This window comes from Variovorax sp. efr-133-TYG-130, from assembly GCF_030208835.1.
Taxonomy (GTDB): Bacteria; Pseudomonadota; Gammaproteobacteria; order Burkholderiales; family Burkholderiaceae_C; genus Variovorax.
Window position 1 is genome coordinate 118,160 of sequence record NZ_JARVTD010000023.1, and the last position, 21,785, is coordinate 139,944.

Genomic DNA, 21,785 nt, shown 5'->3' on the forward strand with positions numbered 1-21,785 from the left:
GGGCACTGGAAAACAGATGCAGTTGCTCGGGAAAACCACCATAACAGATGCGCCCGGACGTCGGCTGTTATGGCCGCAATAGCCGGTGCGTGTGCCTGTTTTTTGGGCAGCCGAATTCCTACGATCAGTGCCCGACCACCGCTTTTTTCAAAGGCACGCCATGATCACCACGCTCTCTTCAGCCCCCGCCTTGGTCACCCTCGAGCCGGGCCAGTCCCTGCGCACCGCCGTCGATGCCGGCACGTCGCTGCAAGTGGCCGAGGGCCGGGTGCGGTTGGTGTCGCCCCCGAGCTGGTTCGGCGAATCGCTGTTCATGACGGAAGCCGCGCTGGACGAAGGCGATGTCCACCGGCTGGACCGCGGCGGCTGGATCGAGGTGACGGCGCTGCACGCACCCGTGTCGCTGCGCATTCACGCGCCGTACCAGCCGCATGTGCCCGCGCAGGCCGATCCGGAACTGCGGCCCGTGATGCGGCTGATGCGCCTGCTGACGGGCTGGTGAGGCTGGGGCGACTGTCCTTCATGGCGCGTGCACAGGCCACGCTGCCGGTTCTCGGCCGATCAAGCAGTGCTCCGAACGATCGCGCCGGCGGGGTGCCTTGCGCAGCGAAATAAAGGAGGAGCGGCGCAGCCGCGGGGGACATTCGCGGAGCAAGGTACACCGTCGGCGCGAGCTCGCCCCGAAAAATGCCCGACGAACAAAAGCAGAAGATCAGCGCTCGCTGTCCACCTCGCGCAGCGCATCCAGGAAGGTGCGCCGCCACCAGTGGATGTCCTGGTCGCGGATGCGCGACAGCAGCTTCTGGTGCCGCTCGCGCCGTTCTTCCAGCGGCATGTGCAGCGCCTGCTGCACGGTTTCCGCCGTGCCGTGCGTGTCGTACGGGTTCACCAGCAGCGCTTCTTTCAGCTGCTCGGCCGCGCCGGCAAAGCGCGACAGCACCAGCACGCCGGGGTCGGCCGGGTCCTGCGCCGCGATGTATTCCTTGGCCACCAGGTTCATGCCGTCGCGCAACGGCGTCACCAGCCCCACGGCCGCCGCGCGGCACAGGCCCGGCACGCGCTTGCGCGCCACCATGCGGTGGATGTAGCGCACCGGCATCCAGTCGAGTTCGCCGTAGTCGCCGTTGATGGCGCCGCACAGCGACTCGAGTTCGCGGCGGATGTCGGCGTAGGCGTCGACCGTCTCGCGCGTGGGCGAGGCGATCTGTATCAGCGTCGCGCTGCGCCGGTTCTCCGGGTAGTGCGCCAGCAACTCCCGGAACGCCCGCACGCGCTGCGGAATTCCCTTGGAGTAGTCGAGCCGGTCGATGCCCAGCAGCAGCCGGCGCTGCGAATACTCGCGCTTCATGGTCTCGTACATGTCGCGCGATTCCTTCGCATGCGTGAGCGCGGCGAACTCGTCCACGTCGATGCCGATCGGGAACGCGCTGCAGCGCACCGTCTGCCCGTAGGCGCGGTACATGTCGTCGCCCAGGTACTGGCCGCGCGCCTCGTTGCGCACGTAGTGCTCGAAGTGCTGCACGTCCTGCTGGGCCTGGAAGCCGATCAGGTCGTAGGCGAACAGCGAGCGCATCAGCCACTCGTGCTGCGGAATGGCCGCGATGATGATCTGCGGCGGCAGCGGAATATGCAGGAAGAAGCCGATGCGCTGCTTGCAGCCCATCGCGCGCAGCTCGGCCGCCAGTGGTATCAGGTGGTAGTCGTGCACCCAGATGATGTCGTCTTCCTTCAGCAGCGGCAGCAGCTTGCGCGCGAACAGCTGGTTCACGCGCCGGTAGCCGCCGATGAAGCCGGCGTCGAAGTGCGCCAGGTCGAGCCGGTTGTGGAACACCGGCCAGAGCACGTCGTTGCTGTAGCCGAGGTAGTAGCTGTCGTGGTCCTCGCGGCTCAGGTCGATGGTGGCGAGCGTCACCTTGCCGGCCTGCTGCCGGTGCAGCTCGCCTTCGCCGGTCGGCCCGCCTTCGATGATCTGCCCGCTCCAGCCGAACCACAGGCCGCCGCTTTGCTGCAGCGATTCGCCCAGTGCCACGGCCAGGCCGCCGGCCGCCGGTTTGCGTGGGTCGGCTACGCGGTTCGAAATGACGACGAGGCGGCTCATATGGCGGAGTCCCACGGAGCGGACAGGCGCACCGCCGCGTTGATGATGCCGACCATCGAATAGGTCTGCGGAAAGTTGCCCCACATCTCGCCGGTGACCGGGTGCGTGTCTTCCGACAGCAGCCCCAGCGGGTTGCGCGCGGCCAGCATGGTCTCGAAGATCTGGCGCGCCTCGGCCTTGCGGCCGATCTTGGCGAGCGCATCGATGCGCCAGAAGGTGCAGATGTTGAAGGCCGTCTCGGGCTTGCCGAAGTCGTCGGCGGCCTCGTAGCGGCGCATGTACGGGCCGTCGCACAGCGACTTCTCCATGGCGTCGACGGTGGAGATGAAGCGCGGGTCGCGCGCGTCGATCAGGCCCACCTCCACCATCAGCAGGATGCTTGCGTCGAGCTCGTGCCCGCCGAAGCTCTCGGCAAAGGCCTGCCGCTCCTCGCACCACGACTTGGTGAGGATCTCTTCCTTCATGCGCGCGGCGTGGCCGTGCCAGTAGGCGGCGCGCTCGGGCAGGTCCAGCGCGCGGGCGATCTTGCTGAGCCGGTCGCAGGCGGCCCAGCTCATCAGCGCCGAGCTGGTGTGCACGCGGGCCCGCGTGCGCAGCTCCCACATGCCGGCGTCGGGCGTGCCGTAGACGCGCACCGCCTGTTCGCCCACCGCCTCGAGGTGCGGGAACTCCGCCAGCCCCGCGCGGCTGAGCAGCCGGTGGTCGTGGAAGGCCTGCGCCGCGCCGAGCACGATGTTGCCGTACACGTCGTGCTGGAAGTGCTCCTGCGCCTGGTTGCCCACGCGCACCGGGCCCATGCCGCGATAGCCCGGCAGGCCTTCGACGAAGGATTCAGGCAGCTCGCGCTCCAGCCCGATGCCGTACAGCGGCTGGATGTGCTCGCCGTGCGAGCCGATCACCACGTTGCCCAGCCAGCGCAGGTAGTCTTCCATGGTGCCCACTTCGCTCAGCGAATTGAGCGCGCGCACCACGAAAAAGGCGTCGCGCAGCCAGCAGTAGCGGTAGTCCCAGTTGCGCTGGCTGCCGGGTGCCTCGGGAATGCTGGTGGTCATGGCGGCGACGATGGCGCCGGTGTCCTCGTACAGCGAGAGCTTCAGCGTGATGGCCGCGCGGATCACCGCGTCCTGGTACTCGAAGGGAATCGCCAGGCGCTTGGTCCAGGTGCGCCAGTAGGCGATGGTCTCCTGCTCGAACTTGCGCGCGGTGTCGGCAATGCCGTCCGTCAGCGTCTCGTCCACGCCGAACATGAAGTTGTATTCGCGCGAGATCACGAACGGCTGGCGCGAGAGGATGTGCGAGATCGATGCGTCGGTGTTCAGCCGAAGCGTGAGGTCGGGCCCTACGTAGCGGATGTGGTTGCTGCCGCGCGTGACTTCCACCGGCGCCGAGGCGCCCCACTGGAAACGCGGATCGAGCGACACGCGGATGCGCGGCGCACCGGCAATGGGCCGCACGCGGCGCACCATCATCAGCGGGCGGAAGTAGCGCGAGCGGCTGTAGAAGCGCGGCGCGAAGTCGGTGATCTCGATGCCCTGGCCCGCGCTGTCGAAGAGCTGCGTGCGCAGCACGGCGGTGTTCGGCTCGTACCACTGCCTGGCTTCGGCGAAGTCCTCGATGTCGATGCTCCACGCGCCGGCTTCCTCGCCCGGGTGCAGCAGCGCATTGAAGACCGGGTCGCCGTCGAAGCGCGGCAGGCAGCACCACACGGCGCGTCCGCGTCCGTCGATGAGCGCGCTGTAGGCGCAGTTGCCGATCACGCCGACATCGAGCGACGGCTCGGCTGGCGGCGCGAAACCGCGCGGTCCAGGGGCGGCCGCGGCCTTGAAGTCGACCGGTGCGCGGTCGTCGGGACCGCCGGCGCCGGCCACGGCTGCGCCGGCGTGCGCTTCGGGGGCCGTCGATAGTTGCTGTTCGCTCATCCGGGGTTCCTCGGGGATTCGGTGTCTGTTGTCTTGCGTGCCGCGGGCGCCGCCAGCAGGTCGCGTGCCTGTACCAGCCATTCGTACACTGCGCGCGGCGATTCGAGCCGGTGCAGCGCCAGGCTGGGGCCCGAGCCCACCTTCACGCCGACGCCGCCGCGCGGCTGCACCACCGCGAAGCCGCTCTCGTCGGTGGTGTCGTCGCCGAGGAAGACGGGCGTGCGCCCGGTGAACGGCGCCTCTTCCATGAAGGCATTGATGGCAATGCCCTTGTTGATGCCCGCGGGCTTCACCTCGAACACGAACTTGCCGTGCATCAGTTCTATCTGCGGGTCGTGCGCGATGGCGCGCGACATGGCGTCGCGGCACACCGCCTCGAGCTGCGGCGCGAGCCGGTAGTGCAGGGCGATGGCGGCATGCTTGCGCTCCACCAGCAGGCCTTCGTGCACGCGCGCGAGCTCGTTGGCAACGTCCAGGATGGAGGCAAGGTCGGGCGGGCGCTGCTCCTGCATGTGGCCCTCGGCGTCGCGGCGCTGCACGCCGTGCTCGCCGGCCGCCGGCAGGCGCAGCGGCGCCAGGAAGCGGTCGATGGAGTCGATCTGGCGGCCCGACACGACGGCGAGCGCGCCGCCGAGCTGGTCGCGCAGGTCGCTCAGGAGGGAAACAAGGGCAGGCGGGATCTCGATGGCTTCAGGCGTGGGCGCGAGCCCGACGAGTGTTCCGTCGAAGTCGAGAAAAAGGGCTGAATCCCGGCCCAGCGGAGGAGGCAACTGCAAGTTGCTGGAGGACTTTGGCATTGGGAAAAACCATAGCACGGGCGCCCGGCCTCCCGTGTCGGCCAAAACCGGCTGTGCGGCAGGGCCTTGGGCGCTTTCAGCCCGCCGATGCCGCCACGGCCGCCACGGCATCCACCCGGGCCTGGTGGATCGCCTCGCCGATCTTCGGGCCGGTGGCGCCGGCCTGCTGCGCGGCGCGCGCCACCACGTCGGTGGGCACGGCCGCCGCGGTGGCCAGCACGGCCAGCAGCCGGGGGCGTTGCGGATAGGCCGTGTCCTCGAAGCCGAGCCGCCCGCGCGCGTCGCACTCGCAGGCCAGCAGCGCCTTGGCAAAGCGCGCGGGCTTGCGGAAGGCGTCGCAGCGCTCCAGCAGGCGCACCAGCTCCGCCGCATCGAGCGAGCCGCTGGCGTGGATGTGGCCGTGCTCGCGCGCCACCACCTCGGCCAGCTCGCGGACGTCCACGGGCACGCGCCAGCGTTCGCACACCTGCTGCAGCAGTTCGGCGCTGCGCTTCTCGTGGCCGGTGTGGCGCGGCAAGACGTCGGCCGGCGTGGTGCCCTTGCCCAGGTCGTGCATCAGGCAGGCGAAGCGCACCGGCAGCGAGGCCTGCAGGCGCGCGGCGGTGTCGAGCACCATCATCAGGTGCACGCCGGTGTCGACCTCGGGGTGGTGCTCGGCGCGCTGCGGCACGCCCCAGAGCCGGTCGACCTCGGGCAGCAGCACGGCCAGCGCGCCGCAGCCGCGCAGCACGTCGAACATGCGCGAAGGCCGTGTTTCGGCGAGGCCGCGCGACAGCTCCTGCCACACGCGCTCGGGCACCAGTGCGTCGGCCTCGCCGGCCGCCACCATCTCGCGCATCAGCGCCATGGTCTCGGGGGCGACGCCGAAGTCGTGGAAGCGCGCGGCGAAACGCGCCACGCGCAGGATGCGCACCGGGTCTTCGCGGAAGGCGTCGGTCACGTGGCGCAGCACCTTGTCGCGCAGGTCGCGCTGGCCGTGGAAGGGGTCGACCAGCGTGCCGGGCGTGGGGTCGAAGCTGCCGTCGGCATTCACCAGCTCGGCGGGCAGCGCGATGGCGTTGACGGTCAGGTCGCGGCGCGCGAGGTCCTGTTCCAGCGTGACGTCGGGCGAGGCATGCACGGTGAAGCCGCGGTAGCCCGGCGCGCTCTTGCGCTCGGTGCGGGCGAGCGCGTACTCCTCGCGCGTCTCGGGGTGCAGGAACACCGGAAAGTCGCGCCCCACGGGCAGGTAGCCGCGGGCCACCATGGCTTCGGGCGTGGCGCCGACCACCAGCCAGTCATGGTCGGACACGGGGCGCCCTAGCAGCCTGTCGCGTACTGCGCCGCCGACGAGAAAAATTTTCATGAATGCAGTGTAGGGATACTCCGTACCTCAAAAATAGAACGGTCGTTCGATAATTTCCGGCGCGGAGCGGGCCACCATTCGTCCGGCGGGCGAATGTCAGCGGCGGCTACAAGCCGAGGCTGCGCTGCGCAGAGGGATTTTTCAATCAAAGGAGCTTTCACATCATGAAGAAAACAGTGTTTGCGTTGGCCGCTCTGGGCGCTCTGGCGTCCGGCAGCGCCATGGCGCAACAGGGGGGCGACTGGGTCATCGGCACGGGCTGGTTCCATCTTTCGCCGCAGGACTCGAGCAAGCCGCTGACCGTGACCTCCCCGATTCCGGCGGTGCTGCCCGGCTCGGGCGCCAGCGTGAGCGACTCCGACACCCTGGGTCTCAATGCCACCTATTTCCTCGACAGCAACTGGGCCGTGGAAGGCGTGTTCGGCGTGCCGCCGAAGTTCAAGCTCAACGGTACCGGCACGCTGGGCCGCGTCGGCCAGCTGGGCGAGGCCCGCCAGTGGAGCCCGACCATCCTGGGCAAGTATTTCTTCAACGACGGCAACTCGGCGTTTCGCCCCTTCGTGGGCCTGGGCGCCACCTACGTCTGGTACAGCGACGTGCAGCTCACGTCGAACCTGCAGGGTGCGCTGGCGCAGCAGTTCGGCGTGTCGCCGTTCCGCGTGAACACCACGGCCAAGCTCGACAGCAAGTTCGCACCCGTGCTGAACGCCGGCGTGGCCTACCAGTTCGACAAGCACTGGGGCGTCTCGTTCTCGGTGTCGTACATCCCGCTGAAGACCACGGCCAAGCTGACGACCACCTCGATCACCGGCCTGCCGGTGGCCACGAGCCAGGCCAGTCTGAAGCTGAACCCGATCGTCACCTACCTGGCGGCAACCTACCGGTTCTGACCGCCATCCTCTTCGAGGACCTTACCGCCCCGTGCGGTAGGGCTCCTCGAACTGCAGGAAATCCTTCTCCGCCAGTCCGCCGTCGATCCAGGCCTTGACGCCCGGCAATGCCTGCACACGTTCGATGTAGGCCGTGATGTGCGGCGGCACCGGCAGTCCGTAGGTCTTGATGCGCGTGCCCACGGGCGCGAAGTAGGCGTCGGCGATGCCGAACTCGCCGAACAGCATGGGGCCGCCGTGCGCGTCGAGCAGGCCGCTCCACATCTGCACGATGCGCGCGAGGTCGCTGGCGACCGTGGGCTCTTCCTTCATCAGCCGCGCGCCCACTTCGGGCAGCGAGGCTTCGAGGTTCATTCCGCAATGGCCGCGCAGGCCGCCGAAGCCCGAGTGCATCTCGGCGCAGACGCTGCGCGCGCGCGCACGCTCTGCCGCGTCGCGGGGCCACAACTGCTTTTCAGGGAAGGTCTCGGCCAGGTACTCGGCGATGGCCAGTGTGTCCCAGACCACCAGGTCGCCGTCGACCAGCACGGGCACCTTGGCCACCGGGTTGATGGCGGCGATGGCGCTCTTGAACTTCGAGTCCGCTTCGAAGGAGTCGAAGCGCACCATCACTTCCTCGAAGGGGATGCCGGCCTGCTTCATCAGCACCCAGGGGCGCATGGACCAGGACGAGTAGTTCTTGTTGCCGATGTAGAGCTTGCGCATGAGAGTCTCCCGGGCGTTGGGTGCAAAGTTTTAAATGCTAGCTGCGCGCCACGGCCCGATTGATGACGAACGCGGCGCGAATTGATGCGCCGGCGCCTTCAGCGCGCGGGCGTGTCGTCGGCCGAGGCGATCACGCGCGGCGCGGTGCCGTCTTCGCCGCCCTTCTGAGGGCCGGTCACGCGCTCGATCAGCCCCACGAGGCGCGGCACCAGCGACAGCACCGCCAGCGCCAGCAGTGCGCTCAGCAGCGCGGTGGCTTCGCGCCCGAGGCCGCAGGCCATGCCGATGGCGGCCGTCATCCACAGCCCGGCGGCGGTGGTCAGGCCCTGCACGTGGCTCTCGTCCTTGCCCTGCTTGAGGATGGTGCCAGCGCAGAGAAAGCCCACGCCCGCCACCAGCCCCTGGATCACCCGGCTCATGTCGGCCGGCACGATGCCGGTCTGCTGCGGTATCAGCACGAACATCGCCGAGCCGATGGCCACCAGCATGTGGGTGCGCACGCCGGCCGCCTTGCCCGCCTGCTCGCGCTCGAAGCCGAGCAGGAAGCCCAGCGCGGCGGCCAGCGTGAGGCGCAGCACGATGCGCGTGAGCTGCGCGACGTCGGTCACGTCCGAGAACTCGGACGCGATGGTGTCCAGGACCTCGTCGCGCCAGCTCATGCCGTACGCCTCAAGGCAGGTCCTTGTTGGGTTCGGGCTCGGCGGCGTCGCGCGGGCCGATGCGGCCCAGGCGCTCCTTCAGCGACTGCGGCCGGCCGCTGATGATGGCGGCGTAGTTGGTGGTGTTGGCCAGCACCTTCTTCACGTAGTCGCGCGTCTCGCTGAAGGGCACGTTCTCGGCCCAGATGGCGGCGTCGAGCACCGGGCCGTTGCGCCAGTTGCGCGGGCGGCCCGGGCCGGCGTTATAGGCGGCGGCGGCCAGCGCCATGGAGCCGTCGAAGTCGTCGAGCGCCAGCTTCAGGTAGTTGGTGCCGATGGTGATGTTGGTCTCGCGGTCGTTGATCTGGTTGGGCGAGAAGTCGGTCAGGCCGATCTTGCGGGCCGTCCAGCGCGCGGTGGCGGGCATGACCTGCATCAGGCCGGAGGCGCCGACACCCGAGCGCGCATCCATGATGAAGCGGCTTTCCTGGCGGATCAGGCCGTAGACGTAGGCCGGGTCGAGGCCGATGTCCTGGCTCTTGCGCAGCACCGTGTCGTGGAAGGGCATGGGAAAGCGCTGATCGACGTCGACCACGCCCTTGGTGCGCTCGCTGGTGTTGATGCAGCGGTCCCACACCTCGCGCTGGCAGGCGAAGTCTGCCGCGGCCAGCAGGGCGCGGTCGTCCATGCCGCCCTTGTCGTGCAGGTTGGTGGCGTAGTTCCACTCGCGCGTGCCTTCGGGGCGCAGGCCGATCGCGATGGCATAGAGGCCGCGGGCCAGCGACGGGTTGGCGCGGGCGGCGGCTTTTTCTTCGGGCGTGAGCGGGGCGGGGCGGGTGGGCACCACGGTGCGCTGGCCCAGCTCTTCGAGCGCCAGCATTTCGTAGAAGCCGCGCGAGCCGGCAATGCTCTGGTAGAGCTCGCGGGCCTGGGCTCGGCGCTCTTCGCTGCCGCTGTTGGCCAGCGCGCGGGCCTTCCAGTAGACCCAGGTGGGGTCGAGCTGGGCGGTTTCGCTCATGGCGTTGATGGCGGGCGCCACCTCTTTCCATTGGCCGGCGCGCAAGGCGGCGCGCACGCGCCAGCCGAGCATGTCGTCCGAGAGGTCGCTGTTCTTGGTGACGTTGGCGAAGTAGGTGCCGGCCTGCGGCGACAGCTTGTTCGCTGCCTGGCGGCCGATGGTGCCCCAGAGCCAGTTGCGCTCCTCGGCCGAGAGCATCGGGCCCCATTTGCCGTCGAGCTGCGACGCGGCCATGTCGGGGTCGGCGATGGCCACCTTGATGAGCGCGAGCACCACCAGCTCCTTGCGCGACTTGGCGGCCACGAAGGCGCGCCCGGCCAGGAACTTGGCGGCGCTGGCGTTCACCTCCTCGAACAGCGGCAGCGCGTCGGGCGCGGCGATGGTGACCGCGCCGCGCGCGGCCTGCGGGCGGTTGGCCTCCATGGCCAGGCGCGCCTTCTTCCAGGCGTCGGCCGGCGTCATGAGGCGGGCGGCGACCATGCGGTCGGCCGCGGTGAGGCAGCCGTCGTCGGCGTCTTTCTGCGCGAACCAGTTGCGGCGCACCTCGTCGGCCTGCGCCTGCGTGGCGGTGCCGCTGCGCAGCGTGTCGACCAGCGTGGCGTAGCAGCGCACCTGCGCATCGTCGCCCATGCGGAAGCCGGCGATGGCGGCAGAGAAGTTGTCCCAGTCGCGGCGCTGGCCGGTGAGCAGCAGCCAGTCGTTGCGCAGGCGGTCTTCCTGGTAGGTGCCGGCGTAGCGCGCGAAGAAGTCCTGCACCTCGGTGGGCGAGGCTTCCTGCAGGCGCGCCTTGAGTTCCCAGTAGGCGGCCCAAGGTTCCAGTGCATGCCCGCGGGCCTGCGGCAGCAGGGCCGACAGGCGGGCCTTGTCGCCGCGCTGGAAGGCCTGCTTCATCTGGATGAGCACGTCGTCGTTGGTGTTGTTCTGGGCCGCGGCGGGTTGCTGGGAGAGCAACGCGGCGAGCGCCAGGACAGCAGAAAAGACGAGTGCGGGAGTTGCGCCGCGCGGGCGGCGGCGCTTGGATGCCAAAATGCTTGGGAACTGCATCGGGGGATTATGGACAAGTCAAAGGATGCCGACACCTCGGCGACCGCGAGTTTTCTTAAGGATCAGCTGCGAAAAGCACTGATCGAGCAGCGACTGGCAATGCCCGACCGCCTGGCGCGCGCCGATCTCCTGCAGCGCGTGATGCGGATCTGGCTGGTCGGCCGGCCCGACACCGTGATCGGCGCCTACTGGCCGATCAAGGGCGAGTTCGATCCGCTGCCCGCTCTGCACCGCTGGAAGGAGGACGGCGAGCTCATGGAAGAGCCGCAGCGCCGCCGCATCGGACTGCCGGTGATCGACAAAGTTCACAAGACCCTGACCTTCCATGCCTGGTATCCGGGCTGCCAGATGGAAGAAGACGCCTACGGCATCCCCAAGCCCAAGGACACCGAGCTGATCGTGCCGACGCTGCTGTTCGTGCCCTGCGTGGGCTACAGCGCGGGCGGGTACCGGCTGGGCTACGGCGGGGGCTTCTACGACCGCACGCTGGCGGCGCTGGAGCCGCGGCCGTTCACGGTGGGGCTGGGCTTCACCCACGGCTTCCTGGACGACTTCGAGCCCGAGGCGCACGACCTGCCGCTCGACGCCATCCTGAACGACAACGGCGTGGTCTGGCCGACCAGCTGAGCCCCCGGCTCAGTCGAGGTTGTCCACCGTGTCCGGGTCGGGCACCTCGCCGATGGTCTCGCGCGTGGTTATGGCCTGCGTCTGCAGCCAGTCCCAGAACGCCTTGATCTCGGGCCGCAGCGCGTTGCGCGGGCCGGCGATGAGCCAGTAGGCCATCGGCGAGTCCATGCGGTGCTGCGGCAGCACCTCGACCAGGTCGCCGTTGGCCAGGCTCTCTGCAATCAGCGAGCTGCGCGCCAGCGTCACGCCCTGGCCCGTGAGGGCGGCCTGCACCATCTGGTAGGCGTAGTTGAAATAGAGCCAGCGCTTGGGCTGCGCGCGTTCCTGGCCGTTCACCTCGAACCAGCGGCGCCAGGTCAGCCACTCTAGGTGGGTGCGGTGGGCGTCGCCGGCCTCGATCAGCGTGAAGCGGGTGATGTCGGCCGGCGTCTTGATGGGCGGGCTGCTCTTCAGCAGCCAGGGGCTGGCCACCGGCGTCAGCGTTTCGCCGAACAGGCGCACCGCGCCGGCCGGCATGACCTCGCGCGGGCCGTAGCGCAGCGCGATGTCGACATCGGCCACTTCGAGGTCGACCGCCACGTCGCTGGCGTCGATGCGGATGTCGATCTCGGGGTTGTCGCGCTGGAAGGCTTCCAGCCGGGGAATCAGCCACATCGACGCAAATGAGGCGAAGGTGGTCAGCGACACGCTCTTGCGCCCCGCGCTCTGCCTGATCTGTCGCACCGCCGTGTCGATGCGCGGCAGCGACTGCTGCACCGCCAGCAGCAGCTGCGCGCCGGCGCTGGTGAGCTCCACCGCCCGCGTGTGGCGCAGGAACAGCGCCACGCCCACTTCTTCTTCCAGCGACTGGATCTGCCGGCTGACGGCCGACTGGGTGAGCGCCATTTCCTCGGCGGCGGCGCGGAAATTCAGGTGGCGGGCGACGGCCTCGAAGGCGCGCAGATGCCCGGCCGAGATCGGGCGGGAGCGCAAATGGGTTTGCGAATGTTGCATGGGTATGACTTCGGGCGGCAATCCGGCGGCCGGATGCATTGATGCGAAACGGGCATCAGTAGGCTACCTCCTTTTCATTGGACTGCCAACGGGCCAGAAACGATCATTCATTCCCGAACTGCGCAATTGCCTTCTGTCTGTCAAGCGCTTCGGCAAGCCCAGGAGTCCCTCATCATGTCCACCGCCGTCTGCACCACCGAATCGCTCTCGTCCCTGTCCGTTCCCGCCCGCACCGCCACTGCCGCAGTGCCGCCAGCCGTGCGCCGCGGCGCCTGGCAGATCGCCCCCGGCGAGGCGATGAGCCTGAAGGCGCGTTCGACCAGCGTGCTGCGGGTCAAGCAGGGCCGCGTGTGGGTCACTCCCGACGCCACGCTCGCCAATCCCAGCGAAGACTTGGTGCTCGCACCCGGGGAATCGCTCACGGTGGCGGCGGGCCAGCGCATCGTCATGGAAGCGTGGGACGGCTACGGCGCGACCTACAGCTGGGACAACGCCTGACCCTCCGCCAACCCTGTGCTCGAGAGAGGCGGCTTCGGCCGCCTTTTTCTTTGCTTGGGCGTTCCTCAGCCGTTGATGTCGAAGCTGGGCCGCAGCGCCAGGAAATGCAGCAGGGCGGTTTCGCCTTCCAGGGCGTGCACGCCCGACATCAGGTGCGGCCCCTCGCTTTCCGCCAGGCCCAGCCCGAAACCGGTGTAGCGCCGGTTGCTCAGTGCGCCTTCATAGGCGATGCGTACATCGACATGGCGCGGGTCGCGTTCGATCCGCTGCATCAGCGCCTGAACCGCCTCGCGCGGCCCTTCCAGGTGCTGGCAGAACCGCAAGCCGTCGAAAACCAGCAGTCCCGTGATGCCATGCTCGGCGTTGCGCCCACGCGCCTGGCTGACGATCGCGCCCACCGTTCGGGGTGACAGGTCCTGCACGAGGGTGCTGCAGTAAAGGATTTCGTAAAGCGTCTGGTCTTGCGTCATGCGTCTTGTCAAGGGAGGGCGCTGCGCAGTCTAGTGACGCAAAAGACACCCTGAAATGTCAAAAGACACAGCCGGACGGCCTATAGTTAAGCGTGAAATTCGAGGACTACCCCGCCGCCGCAGCGCCGCCTCAAGGCGTCAATCCGTGCGACCAGTGCGCGTTGCGCCAGCTCGACGCCTTCCTTCCCGCCACCGAGGAAGAACTCAAGACCATCCAGTCGTTCCGGGTCGGGGCCCGGCGCGTGGAGGCCGGAAGCTCGATCATCGAGGAGCATCGGCCCAGTTCGCAGCTCTTCACTCTCTATTCGGGCTGGGCCTTTCGCTACAAGACGCTGAGCGATGGCCGGCGGCAGATCCTGAGCTTTCTCCTGCCCGGTGACTTCATCGGCCTGCAGGACGAGTTCGCCGACGGCCAGACGCACGGCGTCGAGGCCGTCACCGATGTCACGCTGTGCGCCTTCTCGCGCGACCGGCTCTGGGGCCTGTTCCACGCCCAGCCCAAGCTCGGCTACGACATCACCTGGCTCGCCGCGCGCGAGGAAAAGATGGTGGACGACAACCTCGTCACCACCGGTCGGCGCAACGCCGGCGAGCGCGTGGCGATGCTGCTGATGCACCTGTACCGCCGCGCCGAGCGCGTGGGCATGGTGCGCGACGGCTGGGTCGAGTTTCCGTTCAACCAGCAGCACATCGCCGACGCGCTGGGGCTGTCGCTGGTGCACACCAACAAGACGATGCGCCGGCTGCAGCGCCTCGGGTTCTACAAGATCGACACCGGCTGGCTGCGCATCATGGAGCCGCATGCGCTGGAGACGCTGGGCGACTACTTCGAGCGGCCGATGCGGCCTACGCCGCTGATCTAGCGGCGGTACCCGCGGGTCCGGCGACGGGCGTCGCCATTCCTTCGTTTTTCTCGACGGTGATTTCCAGAAAGCGCTTCAGCGCCGGGTTTTCGGTGTTGGCCCGGTAGGCCAGCGCAATGCCGATGCGCGCGTCGTCCGGCAGGTCGAGGATCGGCCTGAACACCGCTCCCAGAGACCGTTGGTAAGGCGTGTTGGCAGCCGGCACCAGGGCCATTCCCAGGCCGCTGGCCACCAGCCCCAGCGCCGTCTGCACTTGGATGGCTTCCTGCGTGATGCGCGGCGCCACGCCGGCGCGCTGGAACACCAGGCTTACCGCCGCATGCAGCCCGCCGACGGGCGAGGGGGCGTAGCCGATGAAGGGTTGCCCCTCCAGCGCCGCCAGGGCCACGGCAGGCTTGCGCGCGAGCGCATGGCCGCGCGGCAGCGCCAGGCAGAAGCGGTCTTCCTCGACCATCTGAAAGCGTAGCTCGGGCGGCCGGTTGGTGGGAACGCGCACGAAGCCCAGGTCGAGCGTGCCCGCCTCCACGCGGGAGAGCAGCTCCAGATTCGTGCCTTCCTTCAGGTCGAGGTGAACCGCGGGGTGGCGCAGCCGGAACGCCTGCACCAGCCGTGGCAGTAGGCGCAGCGTGACCGAACCGCTGAATCCGATGGCCAGCTTGCCCGACTCGCCCGCTACCGCGAGCTGCACCGCGGCCTTGATGTGCGTGGCCGCATCGAGGCATTCGCGCGCCGCCTTCAACGCCGCGTCGCCCGCGGCCGTGAGCTTCACGCCGCGCGAGCTGCGCACGAAGAGCAGCGTGCCCAGTTCTTCTTCCAGCTTGCGGATGGCCACCGACAGCGGCGGCTGCGCCATGTGCAGCCGTTCGGCCGCGACGCTGAAGCTGCCGGTTTCGGCGAGTGCCAGGAATTGGCGCAGTTGTCTCAGGTCCATCCATACACCCCGTATATAGGAGAGTCCATCAAAAGTATTGGATTGAATATAGCCTGGTCCCTACGATTCGGTCTCCATCACGGTGGCGCTGAGCGGTCAGCGGCACACCGGCCATCAGGAGACAAGACAAATGAACACCATCACACGCCGCGCCGCCGTGGGCTGCTGCATCGCATGGCTGGCCCTCGCCGGCATTTCCCCCGCCGTTCTGGCGCAGGGCGCTTACCCCAGCAAGTCCGTGAAGATCGTCGTGCCCTACCCGCCGGGCGGCACCAACGACAGCGTGGCGCGCCTGCTCGCGCAGCGCCTGGGCGAACGCATGGGCCAGCCCTTCATCGTCGAGAACAAGCCCGGCGCGTCGGGCAACCTGGGCGCCGAGCTGGTGGCGCGCTCGCCGGCCGACGGCTACACGCTGGTCCTGGTGACCATGGGGCACACCATCCACCCGTCGCTCTACAAGAACCTGCGCTACGACATCCGCACCGACCTGGCGCCCATCACCGAACTCACCAGCGGCCCGGCGCTGCTGATGGTGAATCCCGCTCTCGGCATCAACAGCGTGAAGGACCTGATCGCACGCGCCAAGGCCAGGCCTGGCGAGCTGAACTTCACGTCGGCGGGCAACGGCTCATCGACCCATCTGGCGACCGAGTACTTCGATTCGCAGGCCGGCATCAAGATGACGCACATCCCGTTCAACGGCAGCGCGCCGGCCATGATGGACGTGATCGCCGGCAACTCGCAGGTCGTCATGGACATGATGTATTCGGCCATGCCCCAGGTGAAGGGCGGCAAGCTCAAGGCCATTGCGCAGACCGGCGCGAAGCGCTCGCCCGCCTTGCCGGACGTGCCCACCGTGGCCGAGGCCGGCTTGCCGGGCTTCGAGGTGACCGTGTGGAACGGCCTGATGGCGCCGGCCGGCACGCCCAAAGACGTGATCGCCAGACTCAACACCGAGATCCGCCACGAACTCGACAGCGCCGATTTCAAGGAACGCCTGGCCGCGCAGGGCTACGAGCCCGCGGGAAACACGCCCGAGCAGTTCGGCAAACTCATCGCTGCCGACATCGAACGCTGGTCGAAGGTGGTCAAGACCTCGGGCGCCAAGGCCGAATGAGCGCCGCCAACCAGATGCCCGGATCCCTTGCGGACATGCACGCCGATCTCGCGCTCGGCCGCCTGCTGAATCCCCGTTCCGTGGCCGTGATCGGCGCCTCCGACGATGCGTTGCGCATCGGGGGCAGGCCCATCGCCTACATGCGTTCGCAGGGCTTTTCGGGCCGGCTGATGCCGGTGAACCCGAACCGCACGCAGATACAGGGCCTGCCCGCCTTCGCCAGCGTGGCCGCACTGCCCGAGACGCCCGACGTAGCCATCGTGGCCGTGGCGGCGCACCTCGCGCCACAGGTGGTGGCCGACCTCGGTGCGCGCGGCACGCCCGCGGCCATCGTGTTCTCGGCCGGCTTCGCCGAGATGGGCGAGGACGGCGAGCGGCTGCAGCGGCGCATGGTGGAGGCGGCGCGCGCCCACGGCGTTCGGCTGCTCGGCCCCAATTCGCTGGGAGTGCTCAACCCGCGCATCGGCTTCTATGGCAGCTTCAGCTCGGTCGTGGAAATGGGCTTTCCGAAGCCCGGGCGCGTGGGCATCGCCAGCCAGTCGGGCGCCTATGGCAGCCACATCCTGGGCATTGCGCGCGAGTTCGGCATCGGCGTGTCGTCCTGCGTCATGAGCGGCAATGAATGCGACATCAGCCTGGGCGACCTCGTGCAGGCCTTCGTGAACGACGGCGACACCGATGTGATCGCGGTGTACTCGGAAGGCATCCGCGACGGCGCGCGCCTGCTGGAAGCGCTCGAGGCGGCCCGGCTCGCCCGCAAGCCGGTCGTGATGATGAAGGTCGGCACCAGCGCCGTGGGCAGCGCCGCGGCGCAGTCGCACACCGCGTCCATCGCGGGCAACGACGCGGTGACCGATGCCGTGCTGGCCGAGTTCGGCGTGGTGCGGGCGCGCTCCACCGAGCACATGCTCGACGTGGCTCGCCTGGCCACGCGCCGCATCTACCCGGCCGACAACTCGCTGGGCGTGATCACCGTGAGCGGCGGCGCGGGCGTGATCGTGTCCGACGCGGCCGAACTCGCGGGGCTGCCGATGCCCGAGATGCCCGCCGCCGCGCAGCGGCACCTGAAGGCGCTGATCCCCTTCGCCGCGCCGCGCAATCCCGTGGACTGCACCGCGCAGTTCATGAACGACCTGAGCATTGCCGGGCGCTTTGCCGAGGCTGTGGTGGCCGAGGGCGGCTACCGTTCGGTGCTGGGCTTCTTCACCTACACGGTGGGTGCCGAGTCCATTGCCGATGGCCTGCGCGCGCAGCTCAAGGCCGTGCGCGACAGGCACCCCGACCGGCTCTTCGTGCTCTCGATCCTGGCGTCCAGGGAACGTGTGCAGCAGTACGAGGCCGACGGCTTCACCGTGTTCGAGGACCCGGCGCGCGCCGTGGTCGCCATCGAGGCCATGGGCCGTTTCGGCCGGGCTTTCGCGCGCCGGCCCGCGCAGGAGCCCCCGCGGGTGCCTGCGGTGGCATTGCCGGGCGCCACCCCCAGCGAAGCCGAGGCCAAGCGTGTGCTGGCCGAAGCCGGCATTGCCGTGGCGCCGGAGCGGGCCTGCGCGAACGCACGGGACGCGGTGGCCGCGGCCGAAGCGCTCGGCTTTCCGGTCGTGCTGAAGATTCTGTCGCCCGACATCGTGCACAAGTCTGAAATGGGTGGCGTGCTGCTGAACGTGGCGAACGCGGGCGCCGTGCGGGAGGGCTTCGCCCTGCTGATGGAACGCGCCGCCCTGGCCACGCCCGATGCGCGCATCGAAGGCGTTCTGGTCGCGAAGCAGCTGAGCGGCGGTGTCGAATGCATCCTGGGCATCCAGCGCGACCCGGTGTTCGGCCCAGTGGCCATGTTCGGCCTGGGCGGCATCTTCGTCGAGGTGATGAAAGACGTGGTGCTGCGCCGATGCCCCTTTGGCGAGGACGTGGCAGAGCAGATGATCCGCGGCATTCAGGGCGCGCCGCTGCTGCTGGGCGCGCGCGGCAAGCCGGTGGCGGACGTGAAGGCGCTGGCCGCGATGCTCTCGCGCCTTTCTGTGTTCGCGCACCAGGCCGGCCCGCGCCTGCAGTCGATCGACCTGAACCCCGTGCTGGCCTTGCCGCAGGGGCAGGGCGCTTTCGCCGCCGATGCCGTGGTCGTGCTTTCGTCCGCGTCCGACCCGGCGCAGGGTTGACGGGAGCGTCGCATGGCTCTCGATGTGAAGCGCCTGCTCGCGCGCGAATTCGCACCGGTCGAGCACGCCTATGGCATGCGCGACACGCAGCTCTATGCGCTCGGCGTCGGCCTGGGCGCCGACCCGCTCGATGCCGGGCAGCTGCGCTATGTCTACGAACGCGCCGAAGGCGGGCTTCGGGCGCTGCCCACGCTGGTCAACGTGCTCGGCTACGGCGGCTTCTGGGCCGACCAGCCCGACACCGGCATCAACTGGCGCCAGCTCGTGCATGCCGAGCAGGCCTTCGTGCTGCAGCGTCCGCTGCCGGTCGAAGGCCGCGTGCTGGGCACGAACCGCGTCGCCGCGCTGCACGACAAGGGCGCCGGCAAGGGCGCGCTGATGCTGCAGGAGCGCCGCGTCACGGACGCAGCCAGCGGCGAGTTGCTGGCCAGCGTCAGCCAGACCAGCATGCTGCGCGCCGACGGCGGCTTCGGCGGAGCGCATGGCGCGCCGTTGGCGGCGCCGCACGCCATGCCGGCCCGGCCGCCCGACGCCGTCTGCGACTTGCCGACCTTGCCGCAAGCCGCGCTGCTCTACCGCCTGAGCGGCGACTTCAATCCCCTGCACGCCGACCCTGGCGTCGCGCTCGCCGCCGGTTTTCCACGGCCGATCCTGCACGGCCTTGCCACGATGGGCATCGCGTTGCACGCGGTGCTCCGCATGCTGCTGGGCTACGACGCCTCGGCCGTGCGCGGCATGCGCGTGCGCTTCACGGCGCCGGTGCTGCCGGGCGAGACGCTGCGCACCGAACTCTGGCGCGACGGCCGCCTTGTGTCGCTGCGAACCACGGCACTGGAGCGCAACACCCTGGTGCTGAACGCGGGCCGCGTGGACCTGGCCTGAACCAACACCCCCCCAAGCATCGAAGGAAAGAAACAAGCATGGACCTGCAGATCAAGGACAAAGTCGCCATCGTCACCGGCTCGGCGCGCGGCCTGGGCGCCGCCACCGCGCGCCGCCTGGCCGAGGAGGGCGCGAAGGTCATCATCACCGACATCCTGCGCGAGCAGGCCGAAGCCACCGCCGCCGCGCTGCGCGACGACGGCCTGCAGGCGCATTGCGTCGTCGCCGACATCACCAAGGGCGCCGAGGTGCAGGGCCTGGTGGACGAGGCCGTCGCGCACTTCGGCGGCTTGCACATCCTGGTCAACAACGCCGGCTTCCCGCGCGACCGCTACCTGGTGAAGATGAGCGAGGACGACTGGGACCTGGTGATGGAGGTGATGCTCAAGGGCGCCTTCCTCGCCAGCAAGGCCGTCATGCCGCGCTTCATCGAACAGGGCTGGGGCCGTGTCATCAACATCAGTTCGCGCGCGCATTTCGGCAATCCGACGCAGGCCAACTATTCGGCCGCGAAGGCCGGCCTGATCGGCATGGCCAAGGCGCTGGCCATCGAGGAGGGGCGCTACGGCATCACGGTGAATTGCGTTGCGCCGGGCTTCATGGAAACCGAGATGGTGCAGGCGCTGGCCACCTACGAAACCATCAAGGAGCGCGCGGTGGCCATGCAGCCGATCAAGCGCGTGGGCAAGCCCGCCGATATCGCGGACGCGGTGGCCTTCCTGGCTTCGGAGCGCGCCGGCTTCATCACCGGCGAGGTGCTTCACGTGACGGGCGGGCGCTATGGTTGAGATCGAGTGCGGCCCGGTGCGCTGCCACATGCAGGGCGGCGTGGCCGTCCTGACGCTGGACAACCCGCCGCTCAACGTCGTGTTCCGCGGCCTCACCGAGGCGTTGGGCAGTGCGCTCGATGCCCTGGCGCGTGACGCCGACGTGCGCGCCGTGGTCCTGACCGGTGCCGGCACGCGCGCCTTCTGCGCAGGCTCGGACATCGCCGAGTTCCAGCCGTTGATGCAGCCCGGGCGCATCGGTCCGGAAAAGCTCGCGTTGCAGCAGGCGGTGTTCGCCCGGCTCGACGACTTTCCCAAGCCCACCGTGGCGGCCGTCAATGGCCTGGCCTTCGGCGGCGGGCTGGAGATCGCTGTGTGCTGCGACCTCATCGTGAGCGACGAGCGCGCGCGCTTCGCGCTGCCCGAGATCAAGCTGGGGGTGTTTCCCGGCAGCGGCGGGCCGGTGCGCGTCACCCGCCGCGTGGGCCAGGGCCGGGCCAAGGAAATGATGTTTCTCGGCGAACCCGTCGACGCGGCCACGGCGATGGCCTGGGGCCTCGTCGACCGCGTGGTGCCGCAGGGCACGGCGCTCGAGGCCGCTCTGGCGCTCGCCGCCACGCTCGCCGGCCGGCCGCCGCTGGCACTGGCGCTGTGCAAGCAGGCCATCGGCTTCAGCTTCGACATGCCGCGCGACGCGGCAATAGCGGCCGCGCTGCCGCTGTCCGAACGCGTCTTCACTTCGGCCGAATCGAGGGAAGGCGTGCGCGCCTTCCTTGCCAAGGAGGCGCCGGATTTTCCCAACGCACTGCATTCCGAGAAAGAGTGACACCATGAAACGCGCTGCCATCGTCTCCCCCCTTCGCACCCCCATCGGCGCCTTCGGCGGTTCGCTGCGCGGCGTGCCCGTGGAAGAACTCGGCGCCACGGTCGCGCGCGCCGTGATCGCCCGCACCGGGCTCGACCCCGCGCGCATCGAAGACGTGGTCTTCGCCCATTCCTACGCCAACGGCGAGGTGCCGTGCACCGGCCGCTGGGTGGCGCTTCAGGCTGGCTTTCCCGTCGAGGTGGCCGGCATGCAGCTCGACCGCCGCTGCGGCAGCGGCCTGCAGGCCATCGCCACCGCCGCGATGATGGTGCAGACCGGCGCCGCCGACGTGGTGATGGCCGGCGGCGTCGAGAGCATGAGCAATGTCGAGTACTACACCACCGACATGCGCTGGGGCAAGCGCGCGGGCACGGTCAAGTTTCACGACCGGCTCGAACGCGGGCGCGAGCGCTCGCAGCCCGAGTCGCGCTTCGGCCGCATCTCCGGAATGATCGAGACCGCCGAGAACCTGGCGCGCGACTACGCCATCACGCGCGAGGAGGCCGACGCCTTCGCGCTGCGCAGCCATCGGCGCGCGGCGGCGGCATGGGCGTCGGGCAAGTTCGCCGAGGAGGTGGTGCCGGTGAGCGTGCCGCAACGCAAGGGCGAGGCGCTGGTGGTCGACCGCGACGAGGGCATCCGCGCCGACCTGACGCTGGAGCAACTGGCCGGGCTCAAGCCGCTGGTCAGGGACGGCATCGTCACCGCGGGCAACGCCTGCCAGCAGAACGACGCCGCCGCCGCCTGCCTGATCGTGGCCGAGGACCGGCTCGAGGAACTCGGGCTCGCGCCGATCGGATACCTGCACAGCTGGGCCGCCGCAGGCTGCGAGCCTTCGCACATGGGCATCGGGCCTGTGCCCGCCGTGAAGAAGCTGTTCGGCCGCAACGGCCTGGGTTTCGACGACATGGGCCTGGTCGAGCTGAACGAGGCCTTCGCCTGCCAGGCACTGGCCTGCGCCAAGGGCTGGGGCTGGAACGACCCGGAGCGATTCAACGTCAACGGCTCGGGCATTTCGCTCGGTCATCCGGTGGGCGCGACCGGCGTGCGCATCATGACCTCGCTGCTGCACGAGATGCAACGGCGCGGCGTGCGCTATGGCCTGGAGACCATGTGCATCGGCGGCGGCCAGGGCCTGGCCGCGGTGTTCGAGCGCGCCTGAGCC

21 protein-coding genes are annotated in these 21,785 nt (G+C 69.1%); 11 read left to right on the forward strand and 10 right to left on the reverse strand.

Annotation, left to right across the window (positions count from 1 at the left end):
* The first annotated feature begins 160 nt into the window (after positions 1-160).
* Positions 161-502: a hypothetical protein gene (locus tag QRN67_RS20080; protein ID WP_081265664.1), complete on the forward strand. Its 342-nt coding sequence runs from the start codon at positions 161-163 to the stop codon at positions 500-502.
* A gap of 210 nt (positions 503-712) precedes the next feature.
* Here the strand turns inward: QRN67_RS20080 and otsA are convergent, their stop codons facing one another.
* The 4 genes from otsA to QRN67_RS20100 form a co-directional block, all read right to left on the reverse strand.
* Positions 713-2,098, reverse strand: coding sequence for an alpha,alpha-trehalose-phosphate synthase (UDP-forming) (gene otsA, locus QRN67_RS20085; RefSeq protein WP_081265665.1), 1,386 nt, complete (start codon positions 2,096-2,098; stop codon positions 713-715).
* The gene (locus tag QRN67_RS20090; RefSeq protein WP_285413253.1) at positions 2,095-4,017 is read right to left on the reverse strand and encodes a glycoside hydrolase family 15 protein; all 1,923 of its coding nucleotides are present in this window, start codon (positions 4,015-4,017) and stop codon (positions 2,095-2,097) included. Before QRN67_RS20090 ends, otsA begins: the two co-directional genes overlap by 4 nt.
* Entirely contained in the window at positions 4,014-4,814 is an 801-nt protein-coding gene (gene otsB / locus QRN67_RS20095) for a trehalose-phosphatase (RefSeq protein WP_285413254.1), read from the reverse strand. Before otsB ends, QRN67_RS20090 begins: the two co-directional genes overlap by 4 nt.
* Before the next feature lie 76 nt (positions 4,815-4,890).
* Positions 4,891-6,159 (reverse strand): multifunctional CCA addition/repair protein, encoded by a 1,269-nt coding sequence (locus QRN67_RS20100; RefSeq protein WP_285413256.1) that lies wholly within the window; start codon positions 6,157-6,159, stop codon positions 4,891-4,893.
* 164 nt (positions 6,160-6,323) lie between these two features.
* Between QRN67_RS20100 and QRN67_RS20105 the strand changes: the two genes are divergently transcribed.
* The gene (locus QRN67_RS20105) at positions 6,324-7,049 is read left to right on the forward strand and encodes an OmpW/AlkL family protein (protein WP_285413257.1); all 726 of its coding nucleotides are present in this window, start codon (positions 6,324-6,326) and stop codon (positions 7,047-7,049) included.
* 21 nt (positions 7,050-7,070) lie between these two features.
* Here the strand turns inward: QRN67_RS20105 and QRN67_RS20110 are convergent, their stop codons facing one another.
* The 3 genes from QRN67_RS20110 to QRN67_RS20120 form a co-directional block, all read right to left on the reverse strand.
* Positions 7,071-7,754, reverse strand: coding sequence for a glutathione S-transferase family protein (locus QRN67_RS20110; protein WP_285413258.1), 684 nt, complete (start codon positions 7,752-7,754; stop codon positions 7,071-7,073).
* Between the two features lie 98 nt (positions 7,755-7,852).
* On the reverse strand, positions 7,853-8,413 hold the full coding sequence (locus QRN67_RS20115) for an MgtC/SapB family protein (RefSeq protein WP_106935657.1): 561 nt from the start codon (positions 8,411-8,413) through the stop codon (positions 7,853-7,855).
* Positions 8,414-8,423: 10 nt separating this feature from the next.
* A complete protein-coding gene (locus QRN67_RS20120) occupies positions 8,424-10,454 on the reverse strand; it encodes a lytic transglycosylase domain-containing protein (protein WP_106935656.1) in 2,031 nt (676 codons plus the stop codon).
* Between the two features lie 9 nt (positions 10,455-10,463).
* Between QRN67_RS20120 and QRN67_RS20125 the strand changes: the two genes are divergently transcribed.
* Positions 10,464-11,081 (forward strand): 5-formyltetrahydrofolate cyclo-ligase, encoded by a 618-nt coding sequence (locus tag QRN67_RS20125; RefSeq protein ID WP_081265672.1) that lies wholly within the window; start codon positions 10,464-10,466, stop codon positions 11,079-11,081.
* 9 nt (positions 11,082-11,090) lie between these two features.
* Here the strand turns inward: QRN67_RS20125 and QRN67_RS20130 are convergent, their stop codons facing one another.
* Positions 11,091-12,074, reverse strand: a complete 984-nt coding sequence (locus QRN67_RS20130; RefSeq protein WP_081265673.1) for a LysR substrate-binding domain-containing protein — start codon at positions 12,072-12,074, stop codon at positions 11,091-11,093.
* 174 nt (positions 12,075-12,248) lie between these two features.
* On the opposite strand from QRN67_RS20130, the gene QRN67_RS20135 reads away from it, so the two are divergent.
* Entirely contained in the window at positions 12,249-12,572 is a 324-nt protein-coding gene (locus QRN67_RS20135) for a DUF2917 domain-containing protein (protein WP_106935654.1), read from the forward strand.
* A 65-nt stretch (positions 12,573-12,637) separates the two neighbouring features.
* Here QRN67_RS20135 and QRN67_RS20140 read toward each other — a convergent pair whose 3' ends face one another.
* Positions 12,638-13,042: a BLUF domain-containing protein gene (locus tag QRN67_RS20140; RefSeq protein ID WP_081265675.1), complete on the reverse strand. Its 405-nt coding sequence runs from the start codon at positions 13,040-13,042 to the stop codon at positions 12,638-12,640.
* 92 nt (positions 13,043-13,134) lie between these two features.
* Between QRN67_RS20140 and QRN67_RS20145 the strand changes: the two genes are divergently transcribed.
* Complete coding sequence (locus QRN67_RS20145) at positions 13,135-13,905, forward strand: Crp/Fnr family transcriptional regulator (protein WP_285413259.1); 771 nt, start codon at positions 13,135-13,137, stop codon at positions 13,903-13,905.
* Here the strand turns inward: QRN67_RS20145 and QRN67_RS20150 are convergent.
* Entirely contained in the window at positions 13,889-14,836 is a 948-nt protein-coding gene (locus tag QRN67_RS20150) for a LysR family transcriptional regulator (RefSeq protein ID WP_081265677.1), read from the reverse strand. The two genes, QRN67_RS20145 and QRN67_RS20150, sit on opposite strands and share 17 nt — an antisense overlap.
* Before the next feature lie 130 nt (positions 14,837-14,966).
* On the opposite strand from QRN67_RS20150, the gene QRN67_RS20155 reads away from it, so the two are divergent.
* From QRN67_RS20155 to QRN67_RS20180, 6 genes are read left to right on the forward strand one after another with little or no spacing between them, the layout of a single operon-like run.
* Positions 14,967-15,953: a tripartite tricarboxylate transporter substrate binding protein gene (locus QRN67_RS20155; RefSeq protein WP_081265678.1), complete on the forward strand. Its 987-nt coding sequence runs from the start codon at positions 14,967-14,969 to the stop codon at positions 15,951-15,953.
* Positions 15,950-18,106, forward strand: a complete 2,157-nt coding sequence (locus QRN67_RS20160; RefSeq protein ID WP_285413260.1) for an acetate--CoA ligase family protein — start codon at positions 15,950-15,952, stop codon at positions 18,104-18,106. The genes QRN67_RS20155 and QRN67_RS20160 overlap by 4 nt, the downstream gene beginning before the upstream one ends.
* A 12-nt stretch (positions 18,107-18,118) precedes the next feature.
* Positions 18,119-18,988, forward strand: a complete 870-nt coding sequence (locus QRN67_RS20165; RefSeq protein WP_285413261.1) for a MaoC/PaaZ C-terminal domain-containing protein — start codon at positions 18,119-18,121, stop codon at positions 18,986-18,988.
* Positions 18,989-19,026: 38 nt separating this feature from the next.
* On the forward strand, positions 19,027-19,776 hold the full coding sequence (locus tag QRN67_RS20170; RefSeq protein WP_285413262.1) for an SDR family NAD(P)-dependent oxidoreductase: 750 nt from the start codon (positions 19,027-19,029) through the stop codon (positions 19,774-19,776).
* Positions 19,769-20,581 carry an enoyl-CoA hydratase/isomerase family protein gene (locus QRN67_RS20175; protein WP_285413263.1) on the forward strand — a complete coding sequence of 271 codons (813 nt, stop codon included), beginning with the start codon at positions 19,769-19,771 and terminating at the stop codon, positions 20,579-20,581. Before QRN67_RS20170 ends, QRN67_RS20175 begins: the two co-directional genes overlap by 8 nt.
* Before the next feature lie 4 nt (positions 20,582-20,585).
* Positions 20,586-21,782 (forward strand): acetyl-CoA C-acetyltransferase, encoded by a 1,197-nt coding sequence (locus QRN67_RS20180; RefSeq protein ID WP_285413265.1) that lies wholly within the window; start codon positions 20,586-20,588, stop codon positions 21,780-21,782.
* Positions 21,783-21,785: the final 3 nt, after the last annotated feature.

Bases quoted from the DNA above. Each gene is read 5' to 3' on its own strand.
- QRN67_RS20120 (WP_106935656.1), bottom strand. From the start codon at position 10,454: ATGCAGTTCCCAAGCATTTTGGCATCCAAGCGCCGCCGCCCGCGCGGC.
- QRN67_RS20080 (WP_081265664.1), top strand. From the start codon at position 161: ATGATCACCACGCTCTCTTCAGCCCCCGCCTTGGTCACCCTCGAGCCG.
- QRN67_RS20105 (WP_285413257.1), top strand. From the start codon at position 6,324: ATGAAGAAAACAGTGTTTGCGTTGGCCGCTCTGGGCGCTCTGGCGTCC.
- QRN67_RS20115 (WP_106935657.1), bottom strand. From the start codon at position 8,413: ATGAGCTGGCGCGACGAGGTCCTGGACACCATCGCGTCCGAGTTCTCG.
- QRN67_RS20160 (WP_285413260.1), top strand. From the start codon at position 15,950: ATGAGCGCCGCCAACCAGATGCCCGGATCCCTTGCGGACATGCACGCC.
- QRN67_RS20180 (WP_285413265.1), top strand. From the start codon at position 20,586: ATGAAACGCGCTGCCATCGTCTCCCCCCTTCGCACCCCCATCGGCGCC.
- QRN67_RS20140 (WP_081265675.1), bottom strand. From the start codon at position 13,042: ATGACGCAAGACCAGACGCTTTACGAAATCCTTTACTGCAGCACCCTC.
- QRN67_RS20125 (WP_081265672.1), top strand. From the start codon at position 10,464: ATGGACAAGTCAAAGGATGCCGACACCTCGGCGACCGCGAGTTTTCTT.
- QRN67_RS20165 (WP_285413261.1), top strand. From the start codon at position 18,119: ATGGCTCTCGATGTGAAGCGCCTGCTCGCGCGCGAATTCGCACCGGTC.
- QRN67_RS20155 (WP_081265678.1), top strand. From the start codon at position 14,967: ATGAACACCATCACACGCCGCGCCGCCGTGGGCTGCTGCATCGCATGG.
- QRN67_RS20175 (WP_285413263.1), top strand. From the start codon at position 19,769: ATGGTTGAGATCGAGTGCGGCCCGGTGCGCTGCCACATGCAGGGCGGC.
- QRN67_RS20130 (WP_081265673.1), bottom strand. From the start codon at position 12,074: ATGCAACATTCGCAAACCCATTTGCGCTCCCGCCCGATCTCGGCCGGG.
- QRN67_RS20090 (WP_285413253.1), bottom strand. From the start codon at position 4,017: ATGAGCGAACAGCAACTATCGACGGCCCCCGAAGCGCACGCCGGCGCA.
- QRN67_RS20100 (WP_285413256.1), bottom strand. From the start codon at position 6,159: ATGAAAATTTTTCTCGTCGGCGGCGCAGTACGCGACAGGCTGCTAGGG.
- QRN67_RS20150 (WP_081265677.1), bottom strand. From the start codon at position 14,836: ATGGACCTGAGACAACTGCGCCAATTCCTGGCACTCGCCGAAACCGGC.
- otsB (WP_285413254.1), bottom strand. From the start codon at position 4,814: ATGCCAAAGTCCTCCAGCAACTTGCAGTTGCCTCCTCCGCTGGGCCGG.
- QRN67_RS20170 (WP_285413262.1), top strand. From the start codon at position 19,027: ATGGACCTGCAGATCAAGGACAAAGTCGCCATCGTCACCGGCTCGGCG.
- otsA (WP_081265665.1), bottom strand. From the start codon at position 2,098: ATGAGCCGCCTCGTCGTCATTTCGAACCGCGTAGCCGACCCACGCAAA.
- QRN67_RS20135 (WP_106935654.1), top strand. From the start codon at position 12,249: ATGTCCACCGCCGTCTGCACCACCGAATCGCTCTCGTCCCTGTCCGTT.
- QRN67_RS20110 (WP_285413258.1), bottom strand. From the start codon at position 7,754: ATGCGCAAGCTCTACATCGGCAACAAGAACTACTCGTCCTGGTCCATG.